11 protein-coding genes are annotated in these 12,765 nt (G+C 73.1%); 5 read left to right on the forward strand and 6 right to left on the reverse strand.

All coding sequences use genetic code 11. The features are described 5' to 3' along the window. Positions 1 to 37: 37 nt before the first annotated feature. Both ITX44_RS16425 and ITX44_RS16430 read right to left on the reverse strand, forming a co-directional pair. Positions 38 to 595 carry a DUF402 domain-containing protein gene (locus ITX44_RS16425; protein ID WP_205357982.1) on the reverse strand — a complete coding sequence of 186 codons (558 nt, stop codon included), beginning with the start codon at positions 593 to 595 and terminating at the stop codon, positions 38 to 40. Between the two features lie 77 nt (positions 596 to 672). Then, a complete protein-coding gene (locus ITX44_RS16430; RefSeq protein ID WP_205357983.1) occupies positions 673 to 1,353 on the reverse strand; it encodes a TetR/AcrR family transcriptional regulator in 681 nt (226 codons plus the stop codon). 68 nt (positions 1,354 to 1,421) lie between these two features. Here ITX44_RS16430 and ITX44_RS16435 point away from each other — a divergent pair, with 68 nt between their 5' ends. Together ITX44_RS16435 and ITX44_RS16440 are read left to right on the forward strand one after the other, a co-directional pair. Further along, positions 1,422 to 2,570, forward strand: a complete 1,149-nt coding sequence (locus ITX44_RS16435; RefSeq protein ID WP_205357984.1) for an acyl-CoA dehydrogenase family protein — start codon at positions 1,422 to 1,424, stop codon at positions 2,568 to 2,570. A 187-nt stretch (positions 2,571 to 2,757) separates the two neighbouring features. After that, positions 2,758 to 3,432, forward strand: a complete 675-nt coding sequence (locus ITX44_RS16440; protein ID WP_205357985.1) for a TetR/AcrR family transcriptional regulator — start codon at positions 2,758 to 2,760, stop codon at positions 3,430 to 3,432. A gap of 130 nt (positions 3,433 to 3,562) precedes the next feature. Here ITX44_RS16440 and ITX44_RS16445 read toward each other — a convergent pair whose 3' ends face one another. From ITX44_RS16445 to ITX44_RS16455, 3 genes are all read right to left on the reverse strand, one after another. Continuing rightward, positions 3,563 to 4,036, reverse strand: a complete 474-nt coding sequence (locus tag ITX44_RS16445) for a MaoC family dehydratase (protein ID WP_205357986.1) — start codon at positions 4,034 to 4,036, stop codon at positions 3,563 to 3,565. A gap of 182 nt (positions 4,037 to 4,218) precedes the next feature. Beyond that, positions 4,219 to 5,658 carry an amidase gene (locus ITX44_RS16450; protein ID WP_205357987.1) on the reverse strand — a complete coding sequence of 480 codons (1,440 nt, stop codon included), beginning with the start codon at positions 5,656 to 5,658 and terminating at the stop codon, positions 4,219 to 4,221. 105 nt (positions 5,659 to 5,763) lie between these two features. Continuing rightward, entirely contained in the window at positions 5,764 to 6,948 is a 1,185-nt protein-coding gene (locus tag ITX44_RS16455; protein ID WP_205357988.1) for an LLM class flavin-dependent oxidoreductase, read from the reverse strand. Between the two features lie 224 nt (positions 6,949 to 7,172). Here ITX44_RS16455 and ITX44_RS16460 point away from each other — a divergent pair, with 224 nt between their 5' ends. The 3 genes from ITX44_RS16460 (at position 7,173) to ITX44_RS16470 (ending at position 11,220) form a co-directional block, all read left to right on the forward strand. Beyond that, positions 7,173 to 7,802: an MmyB family transcriptional regulator gene (locus ITX44_RS16460; RefSeq protein WP_307795301.1), complete on the forward strand. Its 630-nt coding sequence runs from the start codon at positions 7,173 to 7,175 to the stop codon at positions 7,800 to 7,802. Between the two features lie 97 nt (positions 7,803 to 7,899). Next, positions 7,900 to 8,358, forward strand: a complete 459-nt coding sequence (locus ITX44_RS16465) for a DUF5959 family protein (RefSeq protein ID WP_307795302.1) — start codon at positions 7,900 to 7,902, stop codon at positions 8,356 to 8,358. A gap of 120 nt (positions 8,359 to 8,478) precedes the next feature. Further along, complete coding sequence (locus ITX44_RS16470; RefSeq protein WP_205357989.1) at positions 8,479 to 11,220, forward strand: penicillin acylase family protein; 2,742 nt, start codon at positions 8,479 to 8,481, stop codon at positions 11,218 to 11,220. Positions 11,221 to 11,444: 224 nt separating this feature from the next. Here ITX44_RS16470 and ITX44_RS16475 read toward each other — a convergent pair whose 3' ends face one another. Further along, a complete protein-coding gene (locus tag ITX44_RS16475; protein ID WP_205357990.1) occupies positions 11,445 to 12,749 on the reverse strand; it encodes an alpha/beta fold hydrolase in 1,305 nt (434 codons plus the stop codon). Positions 12,750 to 12,765: the final 16 nt, after the last annotated feature.

Genomic DNA, 12,765 nt, shown 5'->3' on the forward strand with positions numbered 1-12,765 from the left:
GACTCCGGAGGGGACTCCGAGGACTCCGGGGAGGCCGTCAGAAGGGCCGGAGCCCGTCCGTCCGGGCCAGCCAGGCGTGGTGGGTGCCGTCGAAGGGGGCAGTGCCCGCGGCGACGGCGCGCAGCAGCCAGGTGGCGGAGTCGGTGGCCGCGGTGACGACGTCGGGCGGGTAGCCGTAGCGCTCCTGGTGCTCGGCGAACTCGTCCTCGTCGACCAGGAGGGGGTCGGCCACGCCGCGTTTGCGCAGCACGTCGAGGTCGAGGTCGACCATCGTGACCTCGCCGGGCGAGGGCCAGCGCGGCGGCGTGGTGATGTCGCAGTAGATCTCGGTGCTGCGCGGCGCCGCGTTGAAGGCGGCCGTCCACCACGCGTCCCGCGGAAAGAGGATGACGTGCGCCTCGGGCAGCGGGACCTCTCGCCCCAGGCCCTTGCGCATCACGCCGTTCGCCGGCAGCCCGAGCCACACCCCGTGCTCGTCCTCGCCGAGGCGCCGCATCCGCAGGTTCCAGTGCAGCGAGCCGTCGTACTTGCGGTAGTTGACCTGCACGGACGCCTGGTCCGCCGTCTGCTCCGGTGCTGCCCCCGATATCGCCATGGGCGTCATCCTGGCAGCCGCCCCCGCCGTACGCCCCGGTTTTTCCGGCCGAGGGGGGACGCGCACCAGGGCGCGGCCTACTCCGCAGCGGCGCCCTTCGCCCCGCCCTGTGCGTCGTCCTTCCCCGCGCCCAGCTCCGCGTACTGCAGGGCGAGCCCGTCCACCAGCGCGCGCAGGCCCGTTTCGAAGGCCCCCTCGTCCACCTGCTCGCGGTGCCGGGCCAGCAGGTGGGCCTGGCCGAGGTGCGGGTAGTCGGCGGGATCGTACGCGGCGGCGTCCCCGACGAAGCCGGCCGCGAAGGAGCCCAGCGCGGACCCGGTGACGAAGTACCGCATGAGCGCCCCGATCCGGGTCGCCTGGGCCGGCGGCCAGCCCGCCTCGACCATGCCGCCGAACACGGCGTCGGCCATCCGCAGCCCGGCCGGCCGCAGCCCGGGGCCGACCGCGAGGTAGGGCACCAGCCGCGGGTGCTCGGTGAGCGCGGCCCGGTAGGAGCGGCCCCACGCGAGCAGCGCGCCGCGCCAGTCCCGGCCGTCCCGGAACATCGACAGGTCGACACGTCCGACCACCGTGTCGGCCGCCGCGTCGAGGATCGCCTCCTTGGTGGCGAAGTGGTTGTACAACGAGGGCCCGCTGACCCCGAGTTCCGCCGCCAGTCGTCGGGTGGACAGTGCGGCGAGCCCCTCCTCGTCGATGAGCGCGAGCGCGGTCGTCACGATGCGGTCGCGGCTGAGGAGGGGCTTGCGGGGGCGTGCCATGCGGCACATAGTAGAGGCTGCCCGCAGAAAACTAGCGGTGATAGTTTCGGGGAAGGCTGGACCCGACCGTGAACCTTGAGTTGTCCGAGGAACAGGCCGCCGCCAAGGCGCTGGCCAGGGACTTCGCCGACCGGGAGATCGTTCCGCACGCCGCGGCCTGGGACCGCGCGGAGAGCGTGGACCGGGCGATCGTGAAGAAACTCGGCGCGGTCGGCTTCCTCGGCCTGACCATCGGCGAGGAGTACGGCGGCTCCGGCGGCGACCACCTCGCGTACTGCCTGGTGACCGAGGAACTGGGCCGCGGCGACTCCTCGGTCCGCGGCATCGTCTCGGTCTCCCTCGGCCTTGTCGCCAAGTCGATCGCCCACTGGGGCACCGAGGAGCACAAGCGCGCCTGGCTGCCCCGGCTCACCTCGGGCGAGGCCCTGGGCTGCTTCGGGCTGACCGAGCCCGGCACCGGCTCGGACGCCGCAAACCTCACCACCCGCGCCCGCCGGGACGGCGACACGTACGTGATCGACGGCAGCAAGATGTTCATCACCAACGGCACCTGGGCCGATGTCGTCCTGCTCTTCGCCCGAACCGGCGGCGAGGGCCACCAGGGCATCAGCGCCTTCCTGGTGCCGGCCGACACGCCCGGCCTCACCCGCCGCGAGGTCCACGGCAAGCTCGGCCTGCGCGGGCAGGCCACCGCCGAAATCGTGCTGGACTCCGTACGCGTGCCGGCCGACGCCATGCTCGGGCCCGAGGGCAAGGGCTTCTCGGTGGCCATGTCCGCGCTGGCCAAGGGCCGGATGTCGGTCGCGGCCGGCTGTGTCGGCATCGCCCAGGCGTGCCTGGAGGCGGCGGTGGCGTACGCGGGGGAGCGCGAGCAGTTCGGCGCGCCCATCGCCCACCACCAACTGGTGCAGGAACTGCTCGCCGACATCGCGGTGGACGTGTCCGCGGCCCGGCTGCTCACCTGGCAGGTGGCCGACCTCATCGACCGCGGACTGCCCTTCGCCACCGAGTCCTCGGCCGCCAAGCTCTACGCCAGCGAGGCCGCCGTACGCTGCGCCAACAACGCCCTCCAGGTGTTCGGCGGCTACGGCTACATCGACGACTACCCGGTGGGCAAGCTGCTGCGCGACGCCCGGGTGATGACGCTGTACGAAGGCACCAGCCAGATCCACAAGCTGCTCATCGGACGATCGCTCACCGGTGTGTCGGCTTTCTGACTCCCGGCCGGCCCTCCGAAGCCCCGTCCCACCATGTCCGCCCGGTCGTACGGTACGTTCGTCCGCCTGAGCAACCGCTCAGTATCTAAGCGCTTGCTCACCCGACGGGTAAGGTGTGGCCCTGTCAACAAAACTGGGTCCGAACACCCGGGTCGAGGGATCCGGCGCCCGGCGGGAGGAGCGAGCGATGAGTGCGCAGGCGCACGCGAGCGGCGAGGACTCGCCCACGAACGGCACCGGATCCGCCCTGTCCGGCGAGAGCTGGAACGACATCACCCCCGACGCCGCCCGGCGGCTGGTGGTCGCCGCCGTCGAGGCGTTCGCGGAACGCGGCTACCACGCCACCACCACCCGCGACATCGCCGGCCGGGCCGGCATGAGCCCGGCAGCGCTCTACATCCACTACAAGACCAAGGAAGAGCTGCTCTACCAGATCAGCAAGGTCGGCCACCTGCGCTCGCTGGCGCTGCTCTCCGAGGCCCGGGACGCCGCCGCCCCCGCCGCGGACCGGCTGGCCACCGCGGTACGGCGGTTCGTGCGCTGGCACGCGGAATACCACACCACCGGGCGGGTCGTGCAGTACGAACTCGGCGCGCTCGCCGCCGACCACTACGCCGAGATCGTGGCGCTGCGCCGGCGGTCCGAGGACGCGATCCGCTCGATCATCGAGGAGGGCGTGGCGGCGGGCGACTTCGACGTGCCCGACGTGTCCGGCACCACCCTCGCCGTCCTGTCGCTGTGCATCGACGTGGCCCGCTGGTTCAACCCGCGCGGCCGCCGCACCCCCGACGAGGTGGGCGAGCTGTACGCCGACCTGGTCCTGCGGATGGTGGGCGCCCCGCGGCAGCCGGCCCGTCCGTAACCCGTACGGACCACTCGCCGTACGCGGGTGACGACATCACCCGTACGGAGGACGAGCCACCCGTACGGGTCACGGATCACGGGTCACGGGTCACGGGTCACGGGTCACGGATCAGACGTAGAACGACGGATCACACGTAGAACCGCGCCACCGTCTCCGCCACGCACACGGGCTTCTCGCCGCCCTCGCGCTCGACGGTCACCTTCATCACGAGCTGGATGCCGCCGCCCGCCTCGGTCACCTCGAGGAGTTCGGCGGTCGCGCGCAGCCGTGAGCCCACCGGCACCGGAGCGGGGAAACGTACCTTGTTGACGCCGTAGTTGACGCCCATCCGCACCCCCTCGATGTGCAGGAGCTGCGGGGTCAGCGACGGGATCAGGGACAGGGTGAGGAAGCCGTGCGCGATGGTGCTGCCGAAGGGGCCCTGCGCCGCCCGTTCCGGATCGACGTGAATCCACTGGTGATCCCCGGTGGCCTCGGCGAACCCGTCGATCCGCTTCTGGTCGATCTCCAGCCAGTCGGTCCGGCCGAGCTGCTCGCCGACGGCGGCGCGCAGCTCGTCCGGCGAGCTGAAGACGCGGGGCTGCTGCGACGTGGACGACATGGAAGGGCCTCCTGACACGCGGACATCGCGGGTGAACCGCACCGGGACCACCAGGTGGCCAAGCGCTTGCTCAGCATGGTTCCGGCGGCCCGGGCTGTCAACGCGACGACCGTCCTGCCTCGCCGTCGGTAAGCGTTGGCCCGTACGACCGTCCCCGGCGGCCGGCTCACCGGCCCGAAGGCTCACTCCGCCCAGACCTCCGGGTGCCGCCCCGCCCACGGCCGGGCCCGTTCGAGCTGCCCCGACAGCGCGATCAGCGTCGACTCCTCGCCGTACCGCCCGCCCAGCATCACCCCGATCGGCAGCCCCTCCTCCGTCCAGTGCAGCGGGAGGCTCACCGCCGGCTGCCCGGTCGCGTTGTACAGCGGCGTGTACGGCGTGAAGTGCGCGATCGCCTCGAACTCCGCCGCCGGGTCGTCGTCGTGCCGCAGCCCCCCGATGGCGGAGGGCGGCTGCGCCAGGGTCGGGGTGAGGATCACGTCGTACGCGGACAGCACCAGATCGGCGACGAGCTGGCCGAGCGCCCGGAAACCGAAGAGCGCGGCGGCGAATTGCGGGGCGGTGACCGTCGCGCCCCGCGCCCGCAGGTACCGGGTGAGCGGCATCAGCAGTTGCTCGTCCTGCGGCGCCACCGGGTACATCGTGGCCAGCACCGCCCACACCGTGCCGAAGGCGTCGCGTATGGAGTCGTCCACCGGCACCGACAGCTCCGCCACCTCGTGACCGAGGCCGCTCAGCAGGGCCGCCGCCGAGTCGAGGGCCGCCCGGCAGTCCGGGTGCAGCGCCACTCCCGGCACCGGCGGCTCCGGCAGCACCGCCACCTTCAGCCGGCCCGGGTCGCGCCCGGCGTACGCGGCGAAGGTCTCGCCCGGCGGCAGTGAAGGCGCCGCGAACGGGCTGCCCGGCATCGTGCCGGAGAGCACGTCCAGCAGGAGCGCCGCGTCCGCGACGGTCCGTGCGATCGGGCCGGCGACGGCCAGCCCGGTCACGTCGTGCTGCACCGGGCCCAGGCTGACCCGGCCCCGGCTGGGCTTGATGCCGAACAGCCCGCACGCCGAGGCGGGGATACGGATCGAGCCGCCGCCGTCGCTGCCCTGCGCGAGCGGCGCGAGGCCGGCGGCCACCGCGGCGGCGGCCCCGCCGCTGGACCCGCCCGCCGAACGGGTGAGGTCCCAGGGGGTACGGGCCGGGGGTGCGAGCCGATTCTCGGTGTAGCTGGGCAGCCCGAACTCCGGGGTGTTGGTCTTGCCCAGCAGGATCGTTCCGGCGGCGCGCAGCCGCGTCACCAGGTGGTCGTCGGTGTCCGGTACGTGCTCGGCGTAGGCCGCCGACCCCAGGGTGGATCGCACGCCCGCCACGAAGTTGAGGTCCTTGACCGGCACCGGCACCCCGTGCAGCAGTGGCAGACCGCGGTGCTCGCGGCGGGCCGCGACCGCCTGCTCCTCGGCCCGGGCGGCCTGCTTGCGGGCGATCTCGCCGGTCGTGGTGATGAACGCGCCGAGCGACGCGTCCAGCCGGTCGATCCGGGCCAGATAGTGCTCGGTCAGCTCGACCGGCGAGAGCGTGCCCGCCCGGATCGCCGCCGCCTGCTCCACCGCCGTCAGGTCGTGCAACTCGGCCATGCCCACCCCTTCGCCGCTGCCTGCGTCACCGCCACGGACCCCCGCCCGCCCCGGCGACGGCGGGCGGGGGCCCGGCCGGTCCCGCCCGCGCGGGCGATCCTCGCACTACCCGCGAGTAGCGGCCACCCCCTGCCGGATCACGTCATCGAGTTCCGGCCGCAGCGCGAGCAGCGGCTCCAACTGGGCAAGCTGCGCGGTGATGTCGGGCGCGGCGATGCGCAGCAGCAGATGCCGTGCGCCCCGGGCCACGTAGCGGGCCAGCTTCTCGGCCACGGCTTCAGCGGTACCCGCCGCGTTGGCCTGAATCCGTTCCATGTCCTCCACGGGGCGCCCGTACGTGCTCCTGGCGTACGCGTCCAGGGCCGCGCGTCCGCCGTCGGCCGCGTCGGTGAGCAGGACGTTGACGAACAGCGCGGGCGTGAACGGGGCGTCGGCCCGCCCGGCCTGCGCGGCGGCCCGGCGGGCGGCGGCGAGCCCGGCGCCGTAGTCGGCCGGGTCGGGCGGATACGGCACCCAGCCGTCGTAGATCCGGCCGGCCCGGTCCAGCGCCGCCGCGGTGGCGCCGCCCAGCCACAGCGGCGGCCCCTGCGGGCGGAAGGCGCGGGTCGCCGGGGCGATGCCGTCGAACCGCAGCACCTCGCCGTGGAAGCTCACCGGGCCCTCGCCGGTCCACAGCCGCCGCCACAGCGCCACCGTCTCGTCCAGCCGGGTGAAGCGGCGCGGCCACGGCGTGCCGGCCATGTCGTACACCGGCCGGCCGGTCTCCCCGGGGAAACCCGCGCCCAGCCCCAGCACCAGCCGCCCGCCGGAGAGCCGGTCCACCGAGGCGATGGTCTGCGCGGCCGTGACCGGTGTGCGCAGCGCGGGCAGCAGGGTGGCCGTGCCGAGCGTCACCCGTTCGGTGACCGGTGCGAGCGCGGCCAGCACGGTCAGCGCCTCCAGCCGCGGGGTGAGCAGGGAGTCGGTGGTCCACAGCGAGTCGAAGCCGAGCCGCTCGGCCCGGACCCCGAAGGCGATCACCTCGCGCGGGTCGGTGGTGTCGGTCCACTGGACGGTGGTGGTGGGCAGGAAGACGCCGATACGGAGGGGGGCATCGTCGAAGGGGTCGGCCGGTGGACTGCCTGTTGGGCCGCTGGAGGGGGTGCCGGAGACGGTGCTGGAGGGCGCGGCGGAGGCGTCGCGGGTACTGCCGGGGGCCCGGTCGGGGGCCCGGTCGACAACCTGCTCGCCGGCCGGCTCCTCGGCCCGGCCACCGTCCCCGGCGCACGGAAAAACACTGCTGCTCGTCATGCCGCCGAGATTGGTCGGGCACCGGGCGTGCCCTCAATTCCCGGCGGGGAATCGCCGCGCGGCCGCGCCCCCGGCTAGAACAGGACCGTGGACTTCCCTCGGACGCTGCGCGCCAGCCGGACCCGGCGGCACCTGAGCCAGCTCGAACTCGCCGTGCGCGCGGGTACCACCCAGCGGTACATCAGCTACATCGAGAACGGCCGCTCGGTCCCGGCCCGCCCCTGGTGGCACGGCTCGCCGACTCCCTCGCGCTTCCGCTGCGTGAGCGCAACAACCTGCTGCTGTCCGCGGGTTACGCGCCGGTGCACCCCGAACGGGACCTGGCCGACCCGGCGCTGGCCCCCGCCCTGGAGGCCCTGGACCACATCCTGACCGGCCATCTGCCGTACCCCGCGATCGTGGTGGACCGGATCGGCACGGTGATCGCGGCCAACTCGGCCTTCGCAGTGCTGACCGAGGGCGTGGACCCCGCTCTGCTCGGCCCGCGGACGAACACGATGCGGCTCGCCCTGCACCCCGGCGGCCTCGCCCCGCGCATCCGCAACTTCTCCCAGTGGGCCCGGCACGTCATCGAGGCCCTGCGCGAGGAACTGCGCCGCAGCCCCGACGACCGCCTCGCCGCCCTCCACGCCGAACTGTCCGGCTACGTCCCCGACCCCGGCCCCCACGCCGACACCGTCCTCGGCTTCGCGGTCCCGATGGAACTCACCACCCTCACCCGCGGCACCCTGCGCCTGATGACGACCCTCGCCGTCTTCGCCACCGCCTCGGACGTCACGATCGCCGAACTCAAACTCGAAGCCTTCCTCCCGGCCGACCGCGCAACCGCGGACGCGCTCACCGCCGGCCAGTGAGTCCCGGCTTGGTGCTGCTGGCGGAATGCCGAGCCCAGGGCACCGGTTCCCGCTTCCGGCATGATGACGGTCAGCCTGTTGGGCCTCGGGAGGGCGCGTGGTCGGTGACGACGGAGTGGACTTGATCCACATGGCCGCTGCGGACAGCAGCGTCCGGCTGCGGGTGCTGGGTCGGCACAGGCCCGGGGAGACGCCGTACAACGACTACCTCGACGCCGAACTCGTCGTCGCAAGTGGCTTTGCCGCAGGGCGCCTGGGACTGTGCCTGTCCCCTGAAGACCTGGACGACTGGTCCGTGGCCCTCGATGGACTTGCTGCGGGCAGGGGCATCCGCTGGCTGCGCGACCCCGAGCTCCGGATCACCCTCGACCGGCAGTTCTCGGTGCCCGTTCCCGTCGTCACTGTGGCGGACGACGAGTCGGTCTCTTCGCTCCGCGTCTGGCTGGACGTGGGGCACGGCTGGATCGATGACCTCCGTGATCGGTTCGGCCTGGTCCGGCGCACCTGGCCGAATGAGGTGGTGACGTCCCCGCGGCCACGGAGCTACTGGCGCTGAACGGGCCGCCCCGCGCCCCGCGAGAAATCCAAGCTTCCGAAAAACCTGACGTATGTTCATCTTCCGGGGTCGCCGTACCGGCAGTAACCTCCGCGCACCGGTATCCCGGAAGGAGCAGATATGCCGCTGCGGACCCCACGACGGATCGGCACGCTCAAAGCCGCGGTTGCGGCCGCCCTGCTGGCGCTCGGAGTCACATTGGTGGCCCCCGTGTCGGTGGGGCATGCCGCGGAGACGAACGACTACTGCGGCGGGCAGTGCTCGGACATCCTGCCGCCCGGCGAGAACGGCAACGCCACTTTCGCCGACATCCTCGGGAACAAGGTGTTCGGCACCCGTCCCGACCACACCATGGACCAGCTCGGCCCGTACGCGTCGCTCGCCGACAACTACCCGAATCTCACCGACGCGACGATCAGCAACTTCTTCAACAGCTCGTCGTTCGGGGTGCCGTCCGACCAGGTCGCCTCGGTGACCAGCCCGCGGTCCGACGTCACCATCACGCGGGACAAGAAGACCGGCGTGCCGCACATCAAGGGCACCACTCGCTCGGGCACGGAGTTCGGCGCCGGGTACGCCGCAGCGCAGGACCGGCTGTGGCTGATGGACCTGTTCCGGCACGTCGGGCGCGGCGAACTCTCCTCCTTCGCCGGGGGCGCCGCCGCCAACCGCGGCCTGGAGCAGGAGTTCTGGCGCCAGGCCCCGTACACCGAGCAGGACCTCCAGGCGCAGGTCGACTGGCTCGCCGCCAACAGCGGCCCCCGCGGCCAGCAGGCGCTCGCGGACGCGCAGTCGTACGTCGACGGCGTCAACGCCTACATCACCGCCGCCGTCAACGGCCGCTACTTCCCCGGTGAGTACGACCTGACCGGGCACATGGACCCGGTCACGAACGCCGGCACCATCGAGCCGTTCAAGCTCACCGACCTGATCGCGCTCGCCTCGGTGGTCGGCGCGCTGTTCGGCACCGGCGGCGGGGGAGAGGTGCAGTCCGCGCTGTCGCTGCTGGCCGCGCAGCAGAAGTACGGCGTCGACCAGGGCACCAAGGTGTGGGAGTCGTTCCGGGAACGCGACGATCCCGAGGCGGTCTCCACGATTCACGACGGCAGCAGCTTCCCGTACCTGCCCAAGCCCGCCGGCCCCCAGGGCCAGGCGCTGCCCGACCCCGGCTCGGTGGTGCCCGAGCCGCTGGTCTACGACGCGACCGGCGGCGCCACCCAGGCGACCACCAAGAGCCCCGGCGTGCTGCCCGCCAACCTGTTCTCCACCCACAAGGGCATGTCCAACGCCTTGCTGGTCAGCGCCGCGCACACCGCGAGCGGCCACCCCATCGCCGTCTTCGGGCCGCAGACCGGCTACTTCGCCCCGCAGTTGCTGATGCTCCAGGAACTCCAGGGCCCCGGCATCAGCGCCCGCGGCGCCTCCTTCGCGGGCATGGGGATGTACGTCGAACTCGGCCGCGGCCAGGACTACGCCTGGAGCGCCACCTCCGCCTCGCAGGACGTCACCGACACCTACGCCGTCGAGCTGTGCCAGGACGCCACCCACTACCTCTTCCACGGCTCCTGCGTGCCGATGGAGAAGCTGGAGCGCACCAACTCCTGGCAGCCCACCCTCGCCGACTCCACCCCCGCCGGCTCCTACCGGATGCAGGTGTGGCGCACCGCGTACGGCCCGGTGGAGTACCGCGCGACCGTCGGCGGCAAGGCCGTCGCGTACACCCAACTGCGCAGCTCCTACCGGCACGAGGCCGACTCCATCATCGGCTTCCAGGAGCTCAACGACCCCGGCTTCGTGCACGACGCCGCCTCCTTCCAGCAAGCCGCGCAGAACATCAACTACACCTTCAACTGGTTCTACGCGGACTCCCGGCAGACCGCGTACTACAACAGCGGCACCAACCCGGTACGGGCGCCGGGCGTGGACGCCTCCCTGCCGGTGTGGGGGCAGGCGGCCTACGACTGGCGTGGCTGGGACCCGACCGTCAACACCGCCGACTACACCCCGGCGGCCCAGCACCCGCAGTCGGTGGACCAGGACTACTACATCTCCTGGAACAACAAGCAGGCCCCCGGCTTCACCGCGGCGGGCTTCGGCGACGGCTCGGTGCACCGCGGCAACCTGCTCGACGACCGGGTCAAGGCCCTGGTCAAGGCGGGCGGGGTGACCCGATCGGCGCTGGTCAAGGCGATGGACGACGCGGCGCTGACCGACCTGAGGGGCGAGGACCTGCTCCCCGACCTGCTCCAGGTGATCAACAGCGCACCGGTCACCGACCCGGCCGAGGTCACCGCGGTCCAGCAGCTCACCGCCTGGTCGGCGGCCGGCAGCAAGCGCCACGAGACCTCGCCCGGCTCGCACGCCTACGGCAACGCGGCCGCGATCCGCGTCATGGACGCCTGGTGGCCGCTGCTGATCCAGGGCGAGTTCCAGCCCGGGCTGGGCAGCGACCTGTACACGGCGCTGACCGCGAACCTCACCGTCGACGAGTCGCCCTCCGCCGGGCACGGGCCGACCGGTGCGCACGCGGGCAGCTCCTTCCAGTACGGCTGGTGGAGCTACGCCGACAAGGACCTGCGCCAAGTGCTCGGCAAGCCGGTCCAGGGGCCGCTGGCCCAGACGTACTGCGGCGGCGGCCAGCTCGCGGCCTGCCGTGACATCCTGCTGACCACCCTCAAGCAGGCCGCGGCCGTCCCGGCGTCGACCGTCTACCCCGGTGACGACAGCGGCTGCTCGGCCGGCGACCAGTGGTGCGCCGACTCGATCGTCCAGCGCCCGCTCGGCGGCGTCACCGACGACCGCATCGCCTGGCAGAACCGCCCCACCTTCCAGCAGGTCGTCGAGTTCCCGTCGCACCGCTGAGGCCCGAGCCCTCCGGGGCTCGACGGCCCGGCGGTACGGCGGGTCCGGCGGGCCGGGTCCGAGTCGGCGCGGACCCGGCCCGCTCCTGTACGACGAGACGTTCCCGGGCCGGTACGGCGTCAGGTCGCCGTCCGGGATCGGCTCGCACGAGGGTCACCGCCGACCCGCCGGCTGGGCGTCAGGTTCCCCGAACGGAGCGGCTCACCGATGCCGGTGACCGGGCGTCACCCCGCCCGGTGACCGCCCGCCCGCAGCACCACCCGGGCCAGCTCCTCGTGGCAGATGTCGCTGTGCGCGCCGGCCGGCGGTCCGCCGCGGCACACCACCGGCGAGACGTCCACACTGACGCAGCCGCGCACCGGGAAGGGCCGGGCCAGGGCATCGGCCAGGGACAGCGCGGTGGTGCCGGCCGGCGAGCGGAAGCCGTCGTGGCCCATCGCGCCCCACCGGTCGTCCAGGCCGAGCATGGAGCGGTCCTCGCCGGCCAGCCGGGAGGCGATGGGATAGAGCACGCCGAGCGCCTGGTCGTGGCTGGAGTGGCAGGCGACGAGCGGGCCGCTCACCCGGGCCGCCATGCCGTGCAGCGCCCCGCCCGCCGCGTCGAAGGGCAGCGGGCCGCTGAACGTGTAGTGGGAGAAGGCACCCTGGAGCAGCGTCACCGAGGCGACCGTGACGTCCGGCGGCAGCCCGGCCAGCGCGTAGGACACCAGCCGGGCCCCGAAGCTGTGGCCGACCAGGTGCAGCCGCAGATGCGGTGCCTTGCGGGCCACCGCGCCCAGCAGCGGCCCGAGCCCGGCCTGTCCGACGGTGCCGGCCCGCCGCTTCATCGCGTAGTACGTCGCCTGGCGCAGCAGCTCCTTCGCGCCGTCCCACACCCGCCGGCCGATCCCGCCGAACAGCTCCGGGTCCGCCTCCTCCGGCGCCACGTCGGCGCCGGCCCGCTGGAGGGCGTCCGCCAGTTCCCGGCACACCGCCACCGGGCGGCCGGTCAATATTTCCGGTTCGCCGCCGGCCGCCGACCCCAGGTCGTCCCCGGAGGCGTCACCGGGCGGCGCACCGGTGAGCTTGCGGACCAGGGCGGCGAACTCCGCCAGCTCCGCCGGATCCGCGGGCCGCCGCTCCAGCAGCCCGGCGAGCGCGTCGATGGTGTCCAGGCGGCCGGGGAAGACCCGGGCCAGGCCGGCCCGGGTGGCCGCGTCCAGGCCGCCGGCCGGGCCCGGGACCGATGAGGTGTGCGGGAAGTCGGGGATCGGCTCATCGCTGAACCGCATCGACGGCCAGTGCACGCCCGCGTACCCGAACCGCGGGTCCCCGGCGCCGGCCAGCAGGGCGGGGAAGAACGCGAAGAAGCGGTCGTAGAGCTCGCAGGCCGTGGACACGTCGTTGTTCCAGCCGTGCGTGAACAGCACCAGGTCGGTGCGGTCGGACACGGCGCCGAGCAGGGTGTCCCGCAGCCGGGGATCGGGATCGCCGCCCGCGTCGAAGGTCAGGTCCCAGTGGGGACGCACACTGGTGACGGTCACGGCCATGGCTCCCCCCTCGTGT

This window comes from Actinacidiphila acididurans (assembly GCF_016918855.1).
GTDB lineage: Bacteria > Actinomycetota > Actinomycetes > Streptomycetales > Streptomycetaceae > Actinacidiphila > Actinacidiphila acididurans.